Here is a 22,375-nt window from a genome sequence, read left to right as displayed (position 1 = left end):
CACCCGGTGCCTCCGGGCACCGGGTGGTCAGCGAAGGGTTCGGAGGAGGATCGTGATGACCGTCAAACTGAACCAGCGAGCATTCGAGCACGCCAAGCACCTGGTGAAGCAGGGCCAGACCAAGCGCGACGAGCGGGACGACTGGAGCGAGCACGCCCCGACCGCGGACCAGGAGAACGACTACCTGGACAAGCACGGCTGGGACGACTACGGCCGGTGGTACCTCGGGATCGACACCGAGAAGAGCGAAGAGACCAAGGGCCGCCACAAGTTCCCGTACGGCGACTTCCGCCGGCTGCACCGCTGCGGAGTGATCAGCGCCGAGTCACGGGCGGCCCAGCAGGACTACGACGACATCACCAAGGCCGTCGCGGAGTTGCACAAGCTCCTCGACGGCGACCACGCCTGAACCGGCCGGGACCCGCTTCCGGCCGGCGGGTACCGGCGTACGTCGTACCGCGACGGCCGGCGACATCACTCTGACCGGTGCATGCGGCAACGGATCAGTGGTCGCCGACCTGGTGGTCGGCACGGTCCAGCGGCGGGTTGGGCCGTGCGGAGACGATCTGGTTACGTCCACCGCGCTTCGCGGTCAGCAGCGCGTTGTCGGCGGCCAGCACCAGCTGGTCCATCGTGCCGGCGACATCCGGGTAGACAGCCGCACCGAACGAGGCCGGTACGCCGCTGATGACGGCAGTGCGGTTGGCGGCGGTGTCGACGGACACGGCCAGCGTGCTGAGACGGTCACGGATGCGCTCGGCGATCTCGAGCACCTCGCTCTCGGACGCACCGGGCAGCAGCACGGCCAGTTCGTCGCCACCAACGCGAGCAACCAGGTCACCCTGGCGCACCTCGGCGCGCACGCTCTCACCGACGGCCTTCAGTGCCCGGTCACCGGCTGGGTGCCCGTAGGTGTCGTTGATCTCCTTGAACTTGTCCAGGTCGAGCATCAGCAGCCCGACGCTGCTGCGCAGGGACTCCGCCCGCGCCAGCTCGGCCGGTACGGCGTTGGCCCAGTACGACGGTGTGGCCAGCCCGGTCTTCACGTCGACGCCCGCCGCCCGCTGGTACTGCGGCAGCAGCAGGTCGCGGTGCAGCGCGAGCACGGTCACCATCAGGACCGGAACCACCCACGGGTACGACGACTGGACCGCGGCGATGGCGATACCCAGGCCCAGTCCCGCGCAGATGACCAGCTGGTGCGACAGCTCACCGAGCGCGTCGCGGGCGGTGGCATCCGGGGAGGACAGCAGGATCGCGCCGATCACCAGCGCGTAGTTGACCAGCCACCAGGTCGCACCGGCGGCCAGCACGACCAGCAGCGACCAGAAGTCGGTGGGCAGCCGCGGCTCCGACACCAGTCCACCGGCGCGCAGGACGGCCGCGGCCGCGGCGCTGGCGAGGATGTAGGTCGCGGTGGAGAAGACCTTGCGGTGCGCGATCTTGCGGCCGTAGACCCGGAACCACGAGTACACGTACGCCAGGACGACCAGCGGGATCACCAGCGACAGCGGCAGCAGCAGCAGGCTGGCGAAGACCCAGAGGCACTTGAGGTTCGTGTGCGGGGAGGTGTTGGCGGCCAGTTCCCGGCGCCGCTCGATGCCGCGCGCGGATTCGAGGTGCAGCGTCGAGGCGACGGCGAGCACCGCGAAGGCGGTCCACTCGGCGTCGCTGATCGGTCCGCCGAGCAGCGACGACCGGGCCGCGAGCACGGTGATCAGGACCGCGACCAGGTCGACCGCGATCACATATCCCAACGCCGCGGGCGGCAGCGACCAGAGCTTCCATTGCCGGGGTGGCACCCAACTGCTCCGACCGATCAGAATCATCATGAGCCTCACACTGTTCACTCTGAGCGGTTATGAGTTCATCGTAACGGTCTGTTCACGTCAGGTCACCCCCGGGACTGGGGGTAATCCTCAATCATCTGTTTCGAAAGGGTCGAGAAACATGGCTAAGACGACGCGCGGCACGGGTCACGGCAACGACTGGTTCGCCGGTGGCAACGACTGGTTCACGGGCGGAAACGACTGGTTCCAGGGCGGTAACGACTGGTTCACCGGTGGTAACGACTGGTTCGTCGGCGGCGGTAACGACTGGTTCGCCGGAAATGTCGTACAGGGTGGCAACGACTGGTGACGGTCGGTAAATCTTTACGGTGCCCTTACGTTCAAACCCGGTGATTCCGGACCGGTATTCGAGATTTACCTCATCGTGATTTCGCGGGGTCGGCCGACGCCCGGTGTGCGCGTGCCCAGGCAGCGCCCGCCGCGACCGCCGCGAAAGTACCGGCAGCACCCATCACCGCCAGAGCGAGAGGAGCGCCGAGGGGCTCTGCCAGCGCGCCCGCGAGCAGGATGCCGAGCCCTTGGCTGCTCTTCAGCGCCGTGCTCGCGACCCCGAAGGCCTGACCTCTCTGGTGGTCCGGCACCGCCTGGACGAAGGCCGCGCTGGTCGGCAGGTGGTACGCCGACGCGAGGCCGGAGAGCGCCCACAACCCGACGGTGGGCAGCAGACCCGGCTCCAACGCGCAGAACACGAGCGGCACGCACGCGCACACCGCCAGGGGGCCGATGAGCTTCATCCGGCGCTCTGGCGGCCACAGCGTGATCAGCCACATGCCCAGCACGGCTCCGGCCGGACTGGCGGCCAGCAGCAGGCCCGCTGCCTCCTTGCCCTGGCCGATGTCGTCGGCGTACGGCACCGCGAGGCCCTCCACGGTCACGTAGAAGCCCGCGATCGTTGCCAGCGCCACCAGGGCGCGCAGCTTCGGCGTACGGAGTACGAGGGAGGTGCCGGCGGCCAGGTCCTGGAAGTAGCTACGCCTCGGCCCGTCGCCGGCCTCGTCCACGTCCGTCGGGGCCGGGCGACGACGGACGCCGAGCGCGATCAGCAAAGCCGACAGCAGGAACGTCCCCGAGTCGAGCAGCAGGCCGCCCGAGACGCCCACCGCCACGACGATCACGCCGCCGGTGCCGAACCCGAGCACCTGACTGAACTGGACCACCATGTCGTTGGCGGCCTTGCCCAGCACATAGTGGTCGCCCGGCAGGACCACCGGCAGCGTCGCGGCCCGCGCGGCGTTGAACGGTGAGCCGAAGGCCTGCAGAGCCAGCAGCAGCCCGATCACGACCCAGAGCGGCAGCGCCTCGATCGCCATCGCCGCGACGATGACGGCTCGCGCCAGGTCGGTCACGATCATCACCGTCCGGCGCGGGTACCGGTCGGCGAATCCCGCCAGCAGCGGGCCGAACAGCAGGTCCGGCACGTAGGTCAGGGCATAGGTGAGAGCTGTCAGTCCCGCCGACTCGGTGCGCTCGTAGACCAGGACCGACAGGGCGACGCGGGCGAGCTGGTCGCCGGCCACCGAGAGGATGCCGGCCACGAACAACGCCCTGAACTCGGAATGCCCGAAGACATCCCGCCAGCGCGCACGCTCGACCACCCCACCGACCATGCAGAGACCTTAACCACAATCCGTGCTGCCACACCTGCCCGCTGTAACGCTCAGGGGTAACCCTTCGGCGTGAGGTTGCTCGCAGCCGCGGCGGGCCAGGAACGTGGTACGGCGAATCGGTAACGACTCGGCACCCGGTGGCGGCTGGTTTGGGTGCTACGTCTACTCTGGAATCCTCTGGTACCGGGGTCTGGGCGGGGCGGCCCCGACCCTGGTACCGGAGCTGACTCCCCGGGCGTTCGTGATCCGGGTCGAGTGACTGCCCCAGCGTCGCGGCCCCCTCCCGATCGACAGGAAACTGTCGGTGCCGACCGGTAGCGTTCTTCGTGCCAGGGGCGGCTCCTGGACGTGCTTCCTTCTCCTTCACCAGGCCTGGTAGCGCGTTCGCTCTCCGCCCCTGGCGCTTGTGTCCCGCCCGCCCGCAACCCCGGGAGGCCCGATGGCCGACGCGCTCGCCGAGGTGCTGCTGCGCCGCCGACGGCTCGTCGACGCCGTTCGCCTGACCCCGCCCGTACGCCGCTCCGCGTGGCAGTGGTTGAAGCGGCCGCTGACCACCCAGGCCGGATTGGGTGCGCTGCAGGCCGAGCTGATCCAGCGCGGCTTCCTGATGTCGGTCCCGCTCTACCGGTACTGCTCCGGCCTCAACCCACTCGCGCTGACCGGCTTCGGCCGCGATCTGCTCGCGCTGCTCGACCGGGAGTCGGGCGCCTCCGCCTCACACGTCCCCCTGTTCCGCGGCTTCCCGGAGAGCGTGCCCGGCAACACGGAGACCTTCTACGTCAACCGCGTCTTCGCCCGCCTGCTGCAAGAGCCCGAGCAGCCCTGCGTACTCTGCGGCGAGGTCGGCACGGTCCGTGCGGTATCACCCTGCGCCCATCTGGTTTGCCGGACGTGCTGGGACGGCTCCGACCTCAGTGCGTGCCCTCTCTGCCTGCGCCGGATCGATCCGGACGACCCGTTCCTGGAGCCGGCCTACGACGACGTGCCGGCTCCCGCCGACGCCGATCGCCTCCGGCTGCTGAGCCTCGGGCCGGACGACGCTGCGCGGACCACCGCAACTGAGCTCCTTGCCCGGCGGTCACCCCTGTCCGTTGTCGATCGCACCGATCTGGCGGTGCTCCTGCGCGACGCCGACCGGTCGTGGTTGCCCGCTGCGATCCCGGTCCGCGAAACCCGGGCCGTTGTGCTGGCGACCCTGCTTCCGGCGTACCCGGAGCTCGTCGACGACCTGGTTGAGACCGCGACCGACGCACTGCGCCTTCTCTACGCCCTGATGAAGGCCGATCCCGGCCTGCGGACAGCGCCCGTACGCCGGCAGTCGCTGCCGCGCGCGATCCGCCGTACGGTGCTGGCGCGGCTCGACCGGATGCCGCTGGAGGCGCTCATCGACGACCTGCTCCGGCACGAACGCGCCTGGAAGCGGATCGCCGAAAACCTGCACCCCTTCGAGCACGCCATCCGCTACCCGACCGCGGCGCTCGCCTTCGCCCTGATCCGTCGCACCACGCTGGACGCGACGGCTCCCGCGCATCGAGCGATCCTCGCTCAGGCTGCCCGGCATCCGCTGATTCACCTCGAGCCTTCGGAGGCGGTCGATGCGGTCGGCTCAGGCGCCCGCGACGGCGCTGTCGGCATTCGGCCGGCCGGTGTGCGCCTGGTGATGCGGACGTTCGCAAGCCGGGTAGAAGGGGCCTTCGCGGCGGACCGTCCGGGCGTGGCGCTCGATCTGTTGCGCCAACGACCGGGGGAGCTGGTTCGGCGACTGGTGCAGCTGGCGCGGGCGCTGCCGGCCGACGCGCACGGCGTACTGGTCGAAGCCCTCGGCACTGCGGTCTCGGACGTGTCGCCGATGGTGCTGACGGCAGCGCTGGGCCAGGTCCGCACGTCTCCGGGCGGCCTCCGCCTGTTCTTCCCACGCGGCGGCACCAGCCGGATCTGGACCACCGTCGATGACCGCGAACCACTCCCAGCCCCACTCGCCGCAGCCCTTTCCGGCGTCCTCGTCGCCGAGATGTTGCGGCGAGCAAGCAGTCTGCCCCCACTCCGCCGCGCCTTCCTGGACGAGGAGCTGGGTCGCCTTGCCGCTCCCGGATCCGAGCGAGCTGCCTCCTCCACCCTGCTCCGGATGACCCGCGGCAGCGCTCAACCCATCCCCGTCGACGACGAGCTACGGCTCTTCCTCCACTGGATGCAGCAGCCCGGCCAACGAGTCGACCTGGACCTGTCCGTCGCTGTCTACGACACCGAGTGGCAGTTCATCGGCCTGTGCGACTACACCCGACTCCGGTTCGACCAGGACGCGTTGGTGCACTCGGGCGACCTCACCGCGGCGCCTGCTCCACTAGGCGCGACCGAGTTCGTCGACCTCGACCTGACCGCCGTACGCCGAATCGGCGGACGGTACCTGCTGCCTGTCGTCTTCAGCTACAACAACGTGCCGTTCGACCGGCTGCACCGAGGCTTCGCCGGGGTGATGCGCCGACCGTCGGGCTTGTTCGACCCGGCGGCGGTCGAGGAGCGGTTCGACCTCGCCGGCCCGGCGAAGATCCTGCTGCCCTTCGGCGTCGACCTGGAGACGAAGGAACTCCGCTGGTACGACGTCAACCTCAGCGCAGCCGGCTACGGCCACAGCGTGTCCCGGTACGCCGGCCAACTGGCGGTCATCGCGGCCGCGATGGAAGAGGTACACGGCGCCGGAGACCGAGTCTCCCTGTGGGAGATCGCCTGCTGGCACGCGGCCGCGCGCACCGACGAGGTCGTCGTCCGATGCGCCGACGGCTCCGTCGTCGGCTACGTCCGCGACCCTGCCGAGGACGTCACCACCTTCGCCCACCGCCTGACCACCCGCCGCGAACCCGACCGCGTCTGGGACACCGACGCCGCCCAGCGCGCCGACTTCATCGCCGTCCTCACCCCCGAAAACCTCACTCCGCCCGCCGGCGCGACGGTCTACGCGCTGCACCCCCAACTCCTCGACGCCACCGTCCACGAGCTCATCCCCGCGCCGGCTCTCCTGGCCCCTCTCACGCCGGACCTACGAGCCCGCCTGACGACCCACTAGGTGGACGCCGGCTGGTCCGTCGGCCCCATGCCGGCGACAGCGTTTGCTCCTGCGTCGCTCACAACGCTGCCCGCTCCCACCCACCGGTTGCGGGCTCCAACGACGCCCCGACGACAGTTGGCGCCTCGCCACCAGCACAGAACGCAGCCGTTCCCACCGCAGCAGCCTTCAAAGCTGACATTCCGATGACGAGTACCTCTTGACCCGCGACGGGACCGAACGAGCGGAGTACAAAGGAAGGGTCGGCGAAGGGAGCCACGCATGACGTACAACGTGGTGGTGCTCATCGAACGCGAGATGAGCGAGGGCGACGCAGCACGGGTCGCCGCCCTGCACGCACGGTACGACGAGGTGGTGGACTACCACCTGCTCGTCTCCAGCCATCCAACCGAAGGACTCGCCGGGCCGATGGCTCTGCTCGGGTCCAGTTTCGCGGACGTCGCCGGGCTGTCGACGTCCTCGCCGGCCAGAACCAGGACCGCCGAAACCGCATCCGCCCAAGCTGCGACCGCGCAAACGGCAACTGCCCAGGCGGCGACCGCCCCGATGCTGACGGACCGGACCGCCAGCGGCCGCAGTACGCCGGGCCGGACGACGACCGCGACAGCGCTCGCGGACCCGCGGTTCGACCTGGCCTCGGTGATCGAGCACAGCGCGCGCCGGTTGCGCGGCCGCAACCCCGGCCAGGTCACCGTGTCGATCACCCACGGCGAGGTCCTGCTGGCGCTCCGCAAGCTCGTCGCAAGCACCAAGAGCCGAGAGGTGGTCGTCGTCGCCTGGCCGGAAACAGCCGCGCGCTTCGTCTGCTCCAACTGGACCGCCCGAGCCCGCACCGAACTCAAAGTCCCCCGAGTCCGCGTCATAGAACACACCACCTAACCCCTCCCCACCCCCACTCCCTCCCACCCCCACCCCGCCGGCCCCGCCCGCCCCGCCCCCACGGCTGCCACCTCGCGCGATGACTGGCGTGACGGGTGACCGCTGACGTCGTACGCGGCGCCAGCGGTCATCAACCGCGCCAGCCGTCACCGGGCGCGCCAGCGGCCCTGTCCACAGGTGGTAGATGGCAGGCCGACGGCGGCTGGAGCAGGTGCACATTAAGGGCGTGAACAGACAACTTGCGGCCATCGCGGCCAGACGGGGTGGATGGTTCGACCGGACGGATGCCGTCGCGGCGGGATACTCCGACGCCGAGATCAGCGAACGGGTCCGCGCCGGCCGCTGGACGCGCGTCCGACGCGGAGCGTACGCCGAGGTCGGCAGCGCGGACGAGTCGCTGCCTCCGTGGGAACGGGCGGCGTGGCTGCACGTCCGCGCTGCGAAGGCCTACTTCCATCGCCTGGGAGGTCGAGCTGTGGTCAGTCATCAATCCGCGCTGCTGCTGCACGGACTGCAGATCTCGGAGGTCGATCTGAGCCGAGTTCACGTCACGAGGCGGGCGGGCCCGGGCCGATCCGGCCGGACTCTGTGCCAGCACGCCGCTCAACCACCGGTGACGGAGGTGGCCACCATCGACGACACTCAGGTGACGTCGGCGCCGCGGGCCGTCGTCGAGGCGATCCGCTCTGTGCCCTACCCGACAGCGGTGTCGGTGGTCGATGCCGCGCTGCGGGGCGGGTTGGCCGACCGCGATCAACTACGGGAGATGCTGCGGCGCTTCGGCCGGCAGCGAGGCGTACGCACAGCTCAACGCGCACTCGCCTTCGGCGACGGCAGGTCCGAGTCGGTCGGCGAGTCCCGGATGCGCGTTCTGCTCGCCGACCTGGGGTTGCCACCCGCCGTGCCGCAGGCCGTCATCGTGGATCGCTCCGGGACCTTCGTCGCCCGTGTCGATCTCCTGCTGCGGGAGTGGAACGTCGTGATCGAGTTCGACGGCGTCGGCAAGTACGACAGCCGTCAGGCACTGGTTGCGGAGAAGTTGCGCGAGGATCAGCTCCGCGACCTCGGCTACCAGGTCGTCCGGGCAACCTGGACCGACCTCGACGACCCAACCACCTTCGTCGCCCGCCTCAGCCGCGCCATCCACCGAAGCACCCAACAACCCCTCGCCCGAGTAACGCCTCCGACCACGACTGACGCCGTCCACGGCAGCAGTGATGAGACTCCGGTGCACTCATGACACCAGACGTCAGCCGCGGCACACCCGCTGCAGACCAGGGCGCCGGAAGTCGGCTTGACACCTTCTGGCCACCCGGCGAATCTAGGGAACCGGTTTCGATCGAGGGCGTGCCTCCGGGGCTCCGGCTCGCCGGGCGGCAGACTGGGAGCCACGTTCTCGTCCCCTGCTCCGACCAGCTCAGGAGTTCTCGCGTGAAGTCGTATCTCAGCCCCGTGGTCGCGCTGCTCGGGTCGGCCGCGTTGCTGGCCGTGACGGCCTGCTCGGCGGGCGCCGGCTCGTCCTCGGGATCGGGTTCGCCCGGTGCTACCCAGTCGCTCGCGATCGGGCTGGTCGCCGAGCCGGCCAGCCTCGACTTCACCACCACCGACGGCGCCGCGATCCCGCAGGCACTGCTCGGCAACGTCTACAACGGGCTGGTCAAGCAGGACGAGTCCGGCAAGATCGTGCCGGACCTGGCGAAGTCGTGGACCCTGTCGCCGGACCGCAAGACGTATACGTTCACGCTGGTCGACAACGCGAAGTTCAGCAACGGGCAGGCCTTCACCGCCGACGACGCCGTGTTCAGCATCGACCGGGTCAAGACCAGCTGGACCACCTCGCTGAAGGCCGCGATGGACGTCGTCCAATCCGCGAAGGCGGTCTCGCCGACGCAGTTGCAGGTCACGCTGGCGAAGCCGAGCAACGACTGGCTGTTCCGGATGACCACCCGGATCGGCGCGATGTTCTCCAAGACCGGCGTGGACAAGCTCGCCACCGAACCGGTCGGCACCGGTCCGTACACGTTCGGCTCGTGGAAGCGCGGCGACTCCATCGTGCTGCAGCGCAACGACGACTACTGGGGAACCAAGCCGCACTTCGGCCAGGTCACGCTGAAGTACTTCAAGGACCCGACCGCGCTGAACAACGCGCTGCTCACCGGCACGATCAACGTGATCGGCACCGTCCAGGCGCCGGAGGCGCTCAGCCAGTTCACCAGCAACGACAAGTACCAGGTGATCGAGGGCACGACGAACGGCGAGGTGCTGCTGTCGTTCAACAACTCCCGGCCCGTGCTCAAGGACATCCGGGTACGGCAGGCGATCCGGGCCGCGATCGACCACAAGGCGCTGCTCGACACCTGCTGGGCCGGCCGCGGCAAGCTGATCGGCAGCATGGTGCCGCCCACCGACCCCTGGTACGAGGACCTGACCAGCGCCGCGCCGTACGACCTGCCGAAGGCGAAGTCGTTGCTGCAGGCAGCGGGGGCAACCGGTAAGACGCTGCGGCTCCGGCTGCCGACGTTGCCGTACGCAACCTCCTGCGGCCAGGTGGTGAAGAGCCAGCTGGAGCAGGCCGGGCTGAAGGTGCAGATCGACCAGCTGGAATTCCCCGCCGCCTGGCTGACCGCCGTCCTGAAGAACGCGGACTACGACATGTCGATCATCGCGCATGTCGAGCCGCGCGATCTGGGCGCGGTGTTCAACGCGAAGTACTACACCCGATACGACGACCCGACGCTGCAGCAGGCGCTCGCCGCGGCCGACGCCGGTGACGAGGCCACCCAGGTCGCCGAGATGAAGAAGGCGGCCAAGCGGCTGTCCGACCAGGCTGCCGCGGACTGGCTGTTCCTGCTGCCGAACCTGATGGTCGCCGACAAGGATCTCAAGGGCCTCCCGCAGAATGCGATCACCGAGTCGCTCGACCTGTCCACGTTGTCGCGATGATCCTTCGCCTGGTCGAGCGCACCGTCGTGCTCTTGGTCAGCCTGGCGGTCAGCTCGGTGCTGGTCTTCGCCTTCCTGGCCGTGCTTCCTGGCGATCCCGCCCGCGTAGCGCTCGGCGTCAACGCCTCCGAGGACGCGGTCGCCGAGCTGCGCCGTCAGTTCGGGCTGGACCGGCCGCTGACCACGCAGTACGTCGACTGGCTCGGCGGCCTGCTGCAGGGCGACTTCGGCATCTCCTACATCTCCAAGGCGGAGATCGGCCCGCAGATCGCCGACCGGTTCCAGGTGACCGCGTGGCTGGTCGTCACCGCGATGGTGATCGCACTGCTGGTCGCGGCGCCGGCCGGCACGGTGATGGCGGCCCGGCACCGCAAGCTCTCCGGGCTCGCGCTCTCGGCGCTCTCGCAGGTCGGCGTCGCGGTCCCGGCGTTCCTGGCCGGGATCCTGCTGATCATGGTGTTCGCGGTGAAGCTCGGCTGGCTGCCGGCGAACGGCTGGACGCCACCGGCGGAGGACCCCGTCATGTTCATGAAGCAACTGGCCCTTCCGGCGTTGTCGCTTGGGCTCGTGCAGGGCGCTGTGCTCACCCGGTACGTGCGCAGCGCGGTGCTCGACGTACTGCGCGAGGACTATCTGCGAACCGCGCGAGCCAAGGGACTGCGACCGTTCCCGGCGCTGTGGCGGCACGGACTGCGCAACGCCGCAGTGCCCGTGGTCACGGTCCTCGGTCTGCAGCTCGCCACTCTGCTGATTGGTGCGGTCGTGGTCGAGCGCGTCTTCGTCATCCCCGGCCTTGGCAGCCTGCTACTGGACGGCGTCTCCAGCCGTGACCTGCTGATGGTTCAGGACGTCGTGATGGTGCTGGTGGTCGCGGTGCTGGTGGTCAACTTCCTCGTCGACCTGCTGTACGTCGCGCTCGATCCGCGCCTGCGGGTGAGCCGATGAGACGCCGCCGCTTGAACCCGAGCCTGCTCGTCGGCGGCGCGATCGTCGCCTCGATCGTGCTGGTCGCGCTGCTCTCCTTCGTCTGGACCCCGTACGACGCGACGCTGGTCGACCCGGCGGGGCGGCTCGCCGAGCCGTCGTGGGAGCACTGGCTCGGGACCGACAAGTTCGGCCGGGACATCCTCAGCCAGCTCATGGTCGGGTCGCGGACCACGCTGTTCGTCGGGCTGGTCGCGGTCGGGGTCGCGGCCCTGATCGGCGTACCGCTCGGAATCCTGGCGGCGATGAGCCCGCGCTGGTCCAGCGAGCTGATCATGCGGGCGAACGACCTGCTGCTCGCGTTCCCCGCGCTGCTGCTGGCGATCATGTTCGGCGCGGTGTTCGGAGCGAGCACCCTGACGGCGATGGTCGCGATCGGCATCGCCACGGTGCCGAGCTTCGCGCGGGTGATCCGAAGCGGCTCGCTGCAGGTGATGCGCACCGAGTACGTGCTCGCCGCCCGCGCCGCCGGCCGCCGCCCACTTCCGATCGCCGGCCGGCACGTCCTGCCGAACGTGGTCAGCCTGATCACCGTTCAGGCCTCGGTGTCGTTCGCAATCGCCGTACTGGCCGAGGCTGCCTTGTCCTTCCTCGGCTACGGCACCCCACCGCCGACGCCGTCCTGGGGCCGGATGCTGCAGGAAAGCCAGGAATTCCTCTTCAGCGCTCCGCGACTGGCGCTGTTCCCAGGCCTGGCGATCGCGCTGGCCGTGCTCGGCTTCAACCTGCTGGGCGACGGCCTGCGAGACCGCTTCGACCCCAAGCTCGAGGACCGCCGATGACCGCCGTCGACGACACCCCCGCGGACTCCCGGCCGGACGCCACGGCTCCTCACGACGCCGCGACTCCTGGCGACGCTGCGGCTCCTGGCGACGCTGCGGCTCCTGGCGACGCTGCGGCTCCTGGCGACGCTGCGGTTCCTGGCGACGCCACAAGTACTGAGGAAACGTCGACCGCCGCCGACCGCAACGTCTTGACCGTCCGCGGCCTGACCGTCGGAGTGCGTACCCAAGTCCTGGTCAACGACGTCGACCTGACCGTCGGCCCAGGGGAGCGGGTCGGACTGATCGGCGAATCAGGTTCGGGCAAGTCCCTGACCGCCCTGAGCATTCTCGGCCTGCTGCCCGAGGACGTCTCCGCCACCGGTTCCATCCGCCTCGCCGGCATCGACCACGATCTCATCGGCGCCCGCGAACGCCGGATGTCCCGCATCCGCGGCCGCCACCTCGCCATGGTCTTCCAGGAACCGATGACCGCCCTCAATCCCACCATGCGCATCGCCGACCAGATCGCCGAAGCCATGCTGATCCACCGCACCCACCGCAACCGCCGAGCAGCTCGTACGGCGGCCGTCGAACTGCTCGAACGCGTCCAACTCCAGGGCACCGATCGCGCCTACCCGCACCAACTCTCCGGCGGCCAGCGCCAACGCGTCGTCCTGGCCATCGCCCTGGCCAACGACCCCGCACTCCTCATCTGCGACGAGCCCACCACGGCGTTGGACGTCACAGTCCAGGCCATGGTGCTGGATCTGATTCTGCGCGGAGTGGCCGCCCGCGAGTCCGCCCTGCTCTTCATCACCCACGACCTCGCCGTCGTCGCGACCGTCTGCCAACGAGTCCTCGTCATGTACGGCGGCCGGGTGGTCGAGTCCGGGCCGGTGACCGAGGTGTTCACCCGTCCTCGGCACCGCTACACCCAAGGTCTGCTGGCCGCGTCCGACCTGGAATCAGCCGACTCCGGCCCGCTCGCCGGCAGCGCGGTCGTCGACGGCGACCGTCCACGCCTTCCCACGATCCCCGGCAACGTTCCACCCGCCGGTCAGTTCCCCGACGGCTGCGTCTTCCGCACCCGCTGCACCCATGCCACCAACATCTGCGCGACCACGCCTGCCTGGACCGGCACCTCCGCCCAAGGCTTCGCCTGTCACCACCCCGCCGGAGCGCCCGATGCCTGACCCCAACTCCACCGATCGCACCGGCGTGAGCGCCCTCCACCGCCCAACCCCCGTCGACCGGTTCATCGCACACCGCCCCAACGGCGGCACCGAACCACTCATCACGGTCACCGACCTCGTCCGCAACTACCCCCGCCCCCGCACCTCCCTGCTGAAACGCGCCGAAGTCGTCCGAGCGCTCCGCGGCGTCAGCCTCGAGGTCCGGCCCGGCGAGCGCTTCGGCATCGTCGGCGAATCCGGCTGCGGCAAGTCCACCCTGCTCCGCATCATCGCCGCCCTCGACCGCGCCACCTCGGGCCAGGTGGTTGTCGACGGCACCGACATCACCCGTCTGCCCGAACGCCGTCTCCGCTTCCTCCGCGAGAACCTGCAGCTCGTCTTCCAGGACCCGATGAGTTCGCTCGACCCCAGGATGCGTGTCCGCGACATCATCGCCGAACCGCTCGTCGTGCAAGGCCACCCCGCCTCCGGCCAGCGCGTCCGCGAACTGCTCGACGCCGTCGGCCTGTCCGCCGACGCCGGTGACCGCTACCCTCACCAGTTCTCCGGCGGTCAGCGCCAGCGCATCTCCATCGCCCGAGCGCTGGCCCCGAACCCGAAGATCCTCGTCGCCGACGAACCAGTGAGCGCTCTCGACGTCTCCGTGCGAGCCCAGGTCCTCAACCTCATCTCCGACCTGGTCGACGAACTGAACCTCACCCTCGTCTTCGTTTCCCACGATCTGTCCGTCGTCCGGCACGTCTGCGACCGCGTCGCCGTCATGCACGCCGGCGAGATCGTCGAGACCGGCACCACCGGCGAGGTGTACGCCGCGCCCCGCCACCGCTACACCCGCCGCCTCGTGTCCGCCATCCCCACGCTGCCCAAAGCGCTGGCCGGCGCCACCACCGCGGACCTCCTCACCACTCCCGACCCCCCGAAGGGAGCCCCAGCATGACGCCCACCGACCCCAGCCACGCCGCATCGGGCCGCACCTCGCCACCCGCCGCCGACTCTCCGCCCGACCCGAGCCCTTCCACCCATCCAGGTTCTTCGTCCAGCGTCAGCCCAGACTCTCCGGACACCGCGCGGCGCAGCCTCTCGTTCCCCTCCGGCCTGCCCATCGGTGACTCCTGGGTGGAGACTCCCACCACCGCCCCCGTCCTCTTCCCGTACGACGGCTCCGTGGTCGCCGACGCCCCGGTCGGCGACATCCCCCTGGCTCAGCAAGCCCTCGAGAACGCGCTCTCAGTCCGTTCCGAGACAGGCCGCCTGCCCTCGCATCTCCGCAGGTCCGCGCTCCAGGGAGCGCTCTCCGCGATCTCCGCCCACCGCGACGCCTTCATCGACCTGCTCGTCCTGGAAACCGGCAAGCCCCTGGTCGACTGCCGCGTCGAGCTCGACCGCACCCTGCTCACCCTCCAGACCGCCGCCGAGGAGGTCGCCCGCCTGCACGGCGAAACCGTTCCGCTCGATCTCCTCCCGAGCGGCGACGGCCTGATCGGGTTCTGGGTCCGCAAGCCGATCGGCGTCGTCATCGGCATCACCGGGTTCAACTATCCGCTGCTGCTCGCCGCGCACAAGCTCGCTCCTGCTCTCGCGGCCGGTTGCCCGGTGATCGTCAAGCCCGCTCCGCAGACTCCGTTCGCCACGCTCTGGCTCGTCCACCTCGTCCGCGAAGCGCTCATCGCCGCCGGTGGCCCCGCGTCCGCCGTACAGCTGGTCACCGGGGGAGTGGAGGTCGGTTCCACGCTCACCACGGATCGGCGGATCGGCGCCGTCTCCTTCACCGGTTCGGCCGCCGTCGGTCACCAGATCGCCCGCGACGCCGCCCCCACGAAGGTCCTGCTCGAACTCGGCTCCAACTCCGCCCTCGTCGTCGCCGAGGACGCCGACCTGGCCGCGGCCGCCGACGCCGTCGTACGGGGTGGGTACTACGCATCCGGCCAGGCCTGCATCAGTGTCCAGCGCGTCATCGTGGTCGAGTCGGTCCGCGCCGCCTTGCTCGCCGAGCTGACTCCGCGCCTGGACGCGGTGGTGGTCGGCGATCCCCGAGATCCCGCAACCCGGGTTTCCGCGCTGATCGACGAACGCTCCACCGCCCGGGTGAACGACTGGATCGACGACGCCGTCACCGCCGGGGCCACCCTGGTCCACCGTACGGAGGTTGCTCCTAGCAACGGTCGCCCGATCGTCGGCCCGACCGTGCTGCTCGACCTCCCGCACGGCCAGCGTGCCTGGGACGAGGAGATCTTCGGCCCCGTGATCGCGATCCGCTCGGTCCCGGATCTCGCGACCGCGCTCCGAACCGTCAACGAGACCCGCTACGGCCTGCACGCCAGCGTCTACACGTCCTCGCTCGCCATCGCGTTCGCCGCCATCGACCAGCTCGACGTCGGGGGAGTGGTGATCAACGAGGTGCCGGGCTTCCGGTCGGACGTGATGCCGTACGGCGGCGTCAAGGACTCCGGCACCGGCCGGGAAGGTCCCCGCTTCGCGATCGAGGAACTCACCACCACCCGGATGGCGATCATCCGCCCGAACCTCTGAGAGGTGCCTGTGACCCGCGACTACGCGCACCTGTTCCGCCTCGACGGCCGGCACGCCGTGGTCGTCGGCGCCGGCAGCGGCATCGGCCGCGAAGCCGCCCTCGCCCTGGCAGCCCAAGGCGCCCACGTCACCTGCGCCGACCAGAACCTCCCGGCCGCCCAGCAAACAGCCGAACTCGGCAGCAGCTCCACCACCACCCAGCCAGCGGAAAGCAGCACCGGCTCCGCGCCGACCCCCAAGGCAGCGGAAAGCAGCACCGGCTCCGCGCCGACCCCCAAGGCAGCGGAAAGCAGCACCGGCTCCGCGCTGACCCCCCAGCCAACGGATCGGCACACCGCCGGTAAGCCGACCAGCGGCAAGCTCACGGCGTACGAGCTGAACGTGCTCGACCCGGACGCGGTGTCCGCGGCAGCCCAGGAGCTCGGTGACGTCGACGTCCTGGTCTTCACCGCCGCCACGAACGTACGGAAGCGGATCCTCGACTATTCCGGCGACGAGTTCGACCGCGTCGTCGCGCTCAACCTCCGGGCGTCGTTCGACCTGATCCGCGCGTTCGGCCGGCCGATGACCGAACGCGGTCGTGGCAGCATCATCGGCTTCAGCTCGATCCGGGCGACGACGGTCGAGCCCGGACAGTCGGTGTACGCGGCAACCAAAGCCGGTCTCGTCCAGCTGCTGCGCACCGCCGCCGCCGAGTTCGGCCCCAGCGGCGTCCGGGTGAACGCGATCGCCCCCGGTGTTGTCGAGACCCCGCTCACCGAGCAGATCAAGGCCGACCCCGACTGGTACGCCGCCTACGCCGCGAAGAGCGCGCTCGCTCGCTGGGCCACGCCCGACGAGCTCGCCGGCGCCGTCGTCTACCTCGCCTCCGACGCGTCGACGTTCGTCACCGGCTCCGTCCTGCCCGTCGACGGCGGCTGGACCGCGATCGACGGCCGCTTCGACCCACCGAACTGACCGCGTCGCCGAGCCCCCCTGACCGACCGCCCGGACCATCGAACCGCTGGAGCCGCGCATGACCGAGAACCCCGCCGACCTCACCGCGGTCGAGCTGATCGCGCACTACCGCGAGAAAGCGCTCTCTCCCGTTGAGGTCATCGACGCCGTGATCGCCCGGGTCGAGGAGCTCGAGCCGAAGCTGGCTGCCACCTATGCGTTCGATCCGACCGCGGCTCGCGAGGCAGCGGGCGGGTCCGAGGCCCGCTGGCGGCGCGGCGAACCGGCCGGCCCGCTCGACGGCGTACCGGTCACCGTCAAAGAGAACATCGCCACCCGCGGCACGCCCGTTCCCCAAGGCACCGCCGCCACGGAGCTGATCCCAGCCATCGAGGACGCGCCCGCCGCAGCCCGTCTCCGGGCCGCCGGAGCGGTCATCTTCACCAAGACGACCATGCCCGAGTACGGCATGCTGTCTTCCGGCGTCTCCAGCTTCCATCCCCTCACCCGCAACCCCTGGGACCTCACCAAGACTGCGGGCGGTTCGAGTGCCGGCGCTGCCGCGGCCGCCGCAGCCGGGTACGGACCGATCCACCTCGGCACCGACATCGGCGGTTCGATCCGCCTCCCCGCCGGCTGGTGCGGCGTCGTCGGCCTCAAGCCCACCCACGGCCGAGTGGCCGTCGGCACCCCGTACCCCGGCAGAGCGATCGGCCCCATTGCCCGTACTGCGGCCGACGCAGCCCTGACCCTGGACGTCCTGTCCGGCCCCGACCGCCGCGACCCCACCTCGCTGCCGCCGCTACCCGCCTCAACCACCTCGACGCTGGTGATCGACAACCTCCGCATCGGCCTGCTCCTCGACGCTGGCCTCGGCCTGCCCGTCGACTCCGAGATCGCCGCCGCAGTCTCTGCCGCGGCCTCAGCCCTCGAAGCGGCCGGCGCCACCATCGATCCGATCCCGCCGATCATCGACCGCACCATGCTCGACGGCCTGGACCGCTTCTGGCGCACCCGCTCCGCCTTCGACATCGCCGCACTGCCCGAGGACCGCCGCGCCAAGGTCCTGCCCGAGATTCGCCGCTGGGTGTCCACCGCCGCCGACCTCACCCCCTTCGACGTCTTCCACGGCTACTCGCAGATGCAGGTGATGGCCACCGCCGTCGACACCGCCTTCGCCGACTACGACTTCCTGATTTCGCCGGTCGCCCCCATCTCCGCGTTCCAGGCCGAGCTCGCCTACCCGACCAACGACCCCCTGAAGCCCTTCGAACACATCGCCTTCACCGTCCCGTACAACATGTCCGCCCACCCCGCCCTCTCCGTCAACTGCGGCTGGACCACCACCGGCCTCCCGATCGGCCTGCAGATCGCCGCCCCCCGCTTCGCCGACCACGCGGCGCTCACCCTGGCGGCGTTCATCGCCGAGCACACCCCGACCCGCGTCCCACCCCTCGCCGGCTGAGGCGGAGAAGGCGACAGCCTCAGCCGATCTCCACCCGCGGCCGGACGTCGCTCCCGGCCTGCAGTACGTCGGACAGCACAGCCGTCGGAAGGTGCAGTTCGTCAGCGAGCCGCTCCAGATCAATACCCGCGTCAAGCAGCAGCTCCGAGCTGAGCTGGAGCAGTGACGGCGCCTCGACCGTCGACAGCGGCCCTGGTTCGGGATAGGCCCATTCCTTCAGCTGCTGCATGCCCCGCCGGTAGGCGTTGGGGGTCAACACACCAAGGTGGTGCGCCCGGTAGACGAGAGCCTTCAGCGAGACACCCCAGCGCTGCTTGAGCAGATGCAGCTGCTGCCAGTCGAGGCGTCGCGGCAGCTCGTCGATGAGCTGCTCGCGCGGCATCAGGAACTCCGCCGCGAACGAGTGCGCCTCCTTCTCGACGATGCTCGAGCCCGGCGCCGCGTCGAAGTGCATCACCAGGTGCGCGAGCTCGTGCGCGGCATCGAAGCGGGCTCGGGCCGCGTCGTTCTTGGCCGGATTGAGCAGCACAACGGGCCGGGTCGGCAGGTGAGCCGAGAACGCGTCGACGGTCACCGAAACCTCCGGCAACCGCAGCACCAGCACTCCGGCCGTCTCCAGCAGACGGACAACGTGCGGAACCGGGCCGGGCTCCAGCTCGAAGAACGATCGCGTCTGAGCAGCCAGTTCCCCGATCTGCTCGAGACTTGGCGACTCCGGCGCCCGCAGGTCAGGCAGCAGCGGCTGCGGAAGCTCGACCTTCTGTTCCAGCGCGGACAGTACGTCGGCCGCCAGCTCGGCGAATGCCAGCGCGCGGTCTCGCTCGAGCTGGCTGGTCGTCCGCAGGCTGCGGAAGTGCGGACTCGAGGCCGACCCCGGTTGCAGCGGCCGGTCCAGCGTGAAGAACTCCGCCGGTACGCCGAGGGCCAGCGACATCGCGGCCACCAACGGAACCGTCGGACGCGCCTGCCCCCGCTCGAACTGGCTGATCGCGGCCGGCGTCACATCCACCCGGGCGGCGAGCTCGGTACGCCGCAGTCCCCGCAGGCGGCGCGCCAGGGCAAGCCGGAGCGGGTCGAACCGCACCGCGACGCCGGCGGACCGGCGTCCTCGGGCGTCGAGGAACGAATCACCCACGGTCGAGATCGGCTTCCCGGGGCTCGACCTCGCGCAGCCGCACCGGAACCTCGGGAATCGGCCGCTGGTCGAAGCGATCGCCGTACGGGTCGGGCGCGCCGACGGTGATCGGCAGCTGACCGCCGATCTCGTCCCGGTGGACGAGTTGAACGGCGAACCAGGGGGAGCCGCCGTCGGCGTTGTCCCGCGGAAACCCGAGGTAGACGGTGATGTCGCCGCTTTCGGGGTCGCCGGCCCAGGCGAGGTGCAGGTAGTGCGGCTGCAGGTCGGCCGTGTTCGCGAGCAGGTCTTCCTCGGGCAGCGTGAAGAGCGTCATCTGCTGACTGTTCGCCAGGGGACCGTGCTGCTTGGCCGCCGAGGTGTCCCAGACGATGCTGAGCGGATCGGCGTGCGCCGACTTGCCCGGAAGCTTGGATGCGCGCAACGTACGCCCTTGGTGCACGACGCGGAGCGAGTTGTTCTGCAGGTCGGCGAGAACTCCCTGCCGGAGGGCGAAGTCGCGCACCGTGCGGTTGGCGAAGTTCCGCGCCGAGCCCATGCCGAGGGTGACCGCGTCGTCGCCGAGGTCGGGCTCGTGCCGCTCGACGTTGGTGCGCCACACCGTGCCGAGCAACGTGATGAGATCAGGCAGCACCTTGGTCGCGGTCCACTCGGACACGACCTTCGCGAGCAGCTCCTCGTGCATGCGTCCATTTATAGCGGAAACCGCAGGGCCGTGCGCGAAAATCAAGTGACGCGTGTCGCGGTGGATCAGTACTTGCCGTAGACCGAGACCCTGGTGCCGATCTTGGTTTCCCTGAAGATCCGGTGGATCTGCGGGCGCATCACCCGGATGCAGCTGTGCGAGGCCGGGTAGGTCTTGATCAGCGAGTTGGCCCGCGACCCGTGCAGGGCGATGCCCGGGCGGTCCTTCAGGAAGTAGATCGAGTCGTACATGTACGCGTCGTCGTACAGGCTGCTCTCGTGCGGGCCGGCCCACTTGCGCCACACCTTGCCGGTGCGGTTCGGCGTCTCGTGCTCCGGGGTGCCGGTGGAGACCCAGACGATCCGGCGGTAGGTCTTGTTCACGACCTGGTAGAGCATCTGACAGGTCTTGTTGACGTAGATCCCGGACGGCCTGGTCGGCACCGGGCGCTTCTTGGCCAGCAGCACCGACCGGACGTCGCCGGTGGTCAGCCGGCCGCGGCTGACCGGCAGGCCGGCGGTCTCGCGCCACGCGCACAACGCCTGCCGGGTCCGCAGCGTGACCTTGCCGTCGACGATGCCGACGGGGTAGCCCCAGTTGTCGAGTTTCTTCTCCACCTCGAGCGCGTAGTTCACCTTCGCCGGCGGGTTGACCGGCGGCTTGGGGGTCGGCGTCGGGGTGGACGGCTTCTTCGTCGGCGTCGCGCTCGGCCTGGTGCTTGGCGACGCGCTCGGCTTGGTGCTTGGCGTCGCGCTCGGCTTGGTGCTCGGGGTGGAGGTGGCGGGCGCGCTGGGCGTGGTGCTCGGGGTCGCGGTCGGCGTCGCGCTGGGAGTTGCCGACGGCGTGTCCGCGGACGGCGTACTCGCAGGACTCGTCGTTGTGCTGCGGGAAGCGGACGAGAGCGGCTCGTCGGCCGCCACGTCGCTGCATCCGCTGAGCACAACAACACCCAGTACGACTGCTCCGGCCATCAGCTGGCGTCGGTGCCTCACGATGTCCCCTTTCCCTGCTGTATCAGCGTTGCAGACAAGGGCCATCCGGGGCGGAAGCCTCGCCGTGCACCGCTTGCCCGCCGAACGCTAGTACTCCGCGAGGTCCGTCGGCGGCGACGCTCCGACACCCGTCACCGAACCGTTGTCATCCGTGCGGTACAGCCCCTTCGAAAGATCCAGCAGCACGAGCCGGTTGCCGAAGGCGTCTTCCACCACCGCGCACCGCCCGACCGGGATGTCGAACGCCGCCGACACCACCCGCCCGCCGGCCGCGACGAACTCGGCCGCGGCATCATCGGCCGACGCGACCAGCCAGCTCGGCGCGTACCCGAGTTCGGTGGTCAGCACGATCTCGGTGTCGCCCTCCGGCAAAGCCAAGCCCGCTTGGCCGATCTCGTCGTTGCGCCAGAGCAGTTCGTGGCCGAGCCGATCGCGGTAGAACGCCAGTCCGCGCTCCAGATCGGGCACGGGAATCGTGACCGCGTCGACCTTGCGCAGTACGGGAATCGTGACCGCGTCGATCTTGCGCAGTACGGGCGGCCCGGCTGCGCGCTGGGCGGGCCAGGCGTTCTCCCGCGGTGACTCGCTGGCTTGCCTCGGCTGTGTCGAACCCTCCCCGCCTTCCTTGCGGCTCTTGTCAGGATCCGGCATGGGCGGGGGCGCTCTCAGGCGACGAGGTCAGAGACCCAAGTCGCGAAGAAACTCAGGCTTGTACGCCTGCATCACCACGTACCGCGGGTCCGGCACCTCGACGTCCGCGTTCTTCTCCGCGTCGCTGGCGGCGTCGTGCTCACCCACCGGCACGGTCGGGTCGGTCCACTCCTGCTCGGCCGGATTCCACCGAGTGATCGTGTACTCCGCGCTCAACTTGTCGTCGGCGACAAGCTCCTTGACCGTACCCTCCGCCTCACGCGCGTCCTCGAGGCTGTGCGTGTAGAGCAGCATTCGGTTGCCGTCCCGGGTCACGGTCACCTGACGGCCGAGCCGCTTCCGCGCGTCGTCGTCCAGGTCCAACGCCCGCAGCCGCTCCCAGAACGTCAGCCCGTGCTCGTCATCGCCGAGCTCAACCTCAACCCGAAACTCCTCATCCGCCATGGCCCCACCCTACCCAGCCCGTGCATCGGCGCGACGCACACCGCCCCGCTCTCAGGGGCGCGAGGCGACCCGATGGAGACCGCTCACTGCGGATGTCGACCCGCATGGCGAACCCTCACCTGGACGAGTCGTTGCGCGACCTGCTGGGCGGTGAGCCCGCGCCGTCGGGCAGGACAATGTTCAGGTTGCTCAGGCGAGGCCGCCGGGGCGCGCCCGAGGTGATGAGCTCCGCCGCGAACATCGGCTCGAGAATGACCG

General features: G+C 69.9%; 21 protein-coding genes. 14 read left to right on the top strand and 7 right to left on the bottom strand.

Features of this window, described 5'->3' with window-relative positions:
- Positions 1–55 precede the first annotated feature (55 nt).
- Positions 56–409, top strand: coding sequence for a hypothetical protein (locus tag KFLA_RS23105; RefSeq protein WP_012922238.1), 354 nt, complete (start codon positions 56–58; stop codon positions 407–409).
- Positions 410–503: 94 nt separating this feature from the next.
- Here the strand turns inward: KFLA_RS23105 and KFLA_RS23100 are convergent, their stop codons facing one another.
- The gene (locus KFLA_RS23100) at positions 504–1,832 is read right to left on the bottom strand and encodes a GGDEF domain-containing protein (protein WP_148256711.1); all 1,329 of its coding nucleotides are present in this window, start codon (positions 1,830–1,832) and stop codon (positions 504–506) included.
- On the opposite strand from KFLA_RS23100, the gene KFLA_RS39035 reads away from it, so the two are divergent.
- The gene (locus KFLA_RS39035; protein WP_237706574.1) at positions 1,831–2,139 is read left to right on the top strand and encodes a hypothetical protein; all 309 of its coding nucleotides are present in this window, start codon (positions 1,831–1,833) and stop codon (positions 2,137–2,139) included. The genes KFLA_RS23100 and KFLA_RS39035 overlap by 2 nt on opposite strands.
- A 70-nt stretch (positions 2,140–2,209) precedes the next feature.
- On the opposite strand, the gene KFLA_RS23090 is transcribed toward KFLA_RS39035, so the two are convergent.
- A complete protein-coding gene (locus KFLA_RS23090; protein ID WP_012922235.1) occupies positions 2,210–3,457 on the bottom strand; it encodes an MFS transporter in 1,248 nt (415 codons plus the stop codon).
- A 439-nt stretch (positions 3,458–3,896) separates the two neighbouring features.
- Between KFLA_RS23090 and KFLA_RS23085 the strand changes: the two genes are divergently transcribed.
- From KFLA_RS23085 to KFLA_RS23035, 11 genes are all read left to right on the top strand, one after another.
- A complete protein-coding gene (locus tag KFLA_RS23085) occupies positions 3,897–6,518 on the top strand; it encodes an MXAN_6230/SCO0854 family RING domain-containing protein (RefSeq protein ID WP_012922234.1) in 2,622 nt (873 codons plus the stop codon).
- 261 nt (positions 6,519–6,779) lie between these two features.
- The gene (locus tag KFLA_RS38425; protein WP_012922233.1) at positions 6,780–7,397 is read left to right on the top strand and encodes a hypothetical protein; all 618 of its coding nucleotides are present in this window, start codon (positions 6,780–6,782) and stop codon (positions 7,395–7,397) included.
- Positions 7,398–7,581: 184 nt separating this feature from the next.
- On the top strand, positions 7,582–8,637 hold the full coding sequence (locus KFLA_RS23075) for a type IV toxin-antitoxin system AbiEi family antitoxin domain-containing protein (RefSeq protein ID WP_012922232.1): 1,056 nt from the start codon (positions 7,582–7,584) through the stop codon (positions 8,635–8,637).
- Positions 8,638–8,828: 191 nt separating this feature from the next.
- A complete protein-coding gene (locus KFLA_RS23070) occupies positions 8,829–10,340 on the top strand; it encodes an ABC transporter substrate-binding protein (protein WP_012922231.1) in 1,512 nt (503 codons plus the stop codon).
- Positions 10,337–11,284, top strand: coding sequence for an ABC transporter permease (locus KFLA_RS23065; RefSeq protein ID WP_012922230.1), 948 nt, complete (start codon positions 10,337–10,339; stop codon positions 11,282–11,284). The genes KFLA_RS23070 and KFLA_RS23065 overlap by 4 nt, the downstream gene beginning before the upstream one ends.
- Complete coding sequence (locus tag KFLA_RS23060) at positions 11,281–12,105, top strand: ABC transporter permease (protein WP_012922229.1); 825 nt, start codon at positions 11,281–11,283, stop codon at positions 12,103–12,105. Before KFLA_RS23065 ends, KFLA_RS23060 begins: the two co-directional genes overlap by 4 nt.
- Before the next feature lie 191 nt (positions 12,106–12,296).
- Positions 12,297–13,280 carry an ABC transporter ATP-binding protein gene (locus tag KFLA_RS23055; RefSeq protein WP_041290410.1) on the top strand — a complete coding sequence of 328 codons (984 nt, stop codon included), beginning with the start codon at positions 12,297–12,299 and terminating at the stop codon, positions 13,278–13,280.
- The gene (locus KFLA_RS23050; RefSeq protein ID WP_012922227.1) at positions 13,273–14,217 is read left to right on the top strand and encodes an ATP-binding cassette domain-containing protein; all 945 of its coding nucleotides are present in this window, start codon (positions 13,273–13,275) and stop codon (positions 14,215–14,217) included. Before KFLA_RS23055 ends, KFLA_RS23050 begins: the two co-directional genes overlap by 8 nt.
- Entirely contained in the window at positions 14,214–15,809 is a 1,596-nt protein-coding gene (locus tag KFLA_RS23045; RefSeq protein ID WP_012922226.1) for an aldehyde dehydrogenase family protein, read from the top strand. Before KFLA_RS23050 ends, KFLA_RS23045 begins: the two co-directional genes overlap by 4 nt.
- 3 nt (positions 15,810–15,812) lie before the next feature.
- Positions 15,813–16,766, top strand: coding sequence for an SDR family NAD(P)-dependent oxidoreductase (locus KFLA_RS36865; protein ID WP_083792909.1), 954 nt, complete (start codon positions 15,813–15,815; stop codon positions 16,764–16,766).
- Between the two features lie 58 nt (positions 16,767–16,824).
- A complete protein-coding gene (locus KFLA_RS23035; protein WP_012922224.1) occupies positions 16,825–18,210 on the top strand; it encodes an amidase in 1,386 nt (461 codons plus the stop codon).
- Positions 18,211–18,229: 19 nt separating this feature from the next.
- Here the strand turns inward: KFLA_RS23035 and KFLA_RS23030 are convergent, their stop codons facing one another.
- The 3 genes from KFLA_RS23030 to KFLA_RS39030 all read right to left on the bottom strand — a co-directional run bounded on the left by KFLA_RS23030 (position 18,230) and on the right by KFLA_RS39030 (position 20,647).
- Entirely contained in the window at positions 18,230–19,345 is a 1,116-nt protein-coding gene (locus tag KFLA_RS23030; protein ID WP_012922223.1) for a helix-turn-helix domain-containing protein, read from the bottom strand.
- Positions 19,338–20,030, bottom strand: coding sequence for a hypothetical protein (locus KFLA_RS23025; RefSeq protein WP_012922222.1), 693 nt, complete (start codon positions 20,028–20,030; stop codon positions 19,338–19,340). The genes KFLA_RS23030 and KFLA_RS23025 overlap by 8 nt, the downstream gene beginning before the upstream one ends.
- A gap of 65 nt (positions 20,031–20,095) precedes the next feature.
- Positions 20,096–20,647 carry a L,D-transpeptidase family protein gene (locus KFLA_RS39030; RefSeq protein ID WP_237706572.1) on the bottom strand — a complete coding sequence of 184 codons (552 nt, stop codon included), beginning with the start codon at positions 20,645–20,647 and terminating at the stop codon, positions 20,096–20,098.
- Between the two features lie 31 nt (positions 20,648–20,678).
- Between KFLA_RS39030 and KFLA_RS39025 the strand changes: the two genes are divergently transcribed.
- Positions 20,679–21,113: a hypothetical protein gene (locus KFLA_RS39025; RefSeq protein ID WP_049797417.1), complete on the top strand. Its 435-nt coding sequence runs from the start codon at positions 20,679–20,681 to the stop codon at positions 21,111–21,113.
- Here KFLA_RS39025 and KFLA_RS23010 read toward each other — a convergent pair.
- Both KFLA_RS23010 and KFLA_RS23005 read right to left on the bottom strand, forming a co-directional pair.
- Positions 21,110–21,673 carry a VOC family protein gene (locus KFLA_RS23010; protein WP_012922219.1) on the bottom strand — a complete coding sequence of 188 codons (564 nt, stop codon included), beginning with the start codon at positions 21,671–21,673 and terminating at the stop codon, positions 21,110–21,112. The genes KFLA_RS39025 and KFLA_RS23010 overlap by 4 nt on opposite strands.
- 27 nt (positions 21,674–21,700) lie before the next feature.
- On the bottom strand, positions 21,701–22,117 hold the full coding sequence (locus KFLA_RS23005) for a hypothetical protein (RefSeq protein ID WP_012922218.1): 417 nt from the start codon (positions 22,115–22,117) through the stop codon (positions 21,701–21,703).
- Between the last annotated feature and the right edge of the window lie 258 nt (positions 22,118–22,375).

The organism is Kribbella flavida DSM 17836 (genome assembly GCF_000024345.1).
GTDB classification, from domain to species: Bacteria; Actinomycetota; Actinomycetes; order Propionibacteriales; family Kribbellaceae; genus Kribbella; species Kribbella flavida.
The sequence above is the reverse complement of the archived record's forward strand: the minus strand, read 5'-3'. Positions and strand labels throughout refer to the sequence as shown.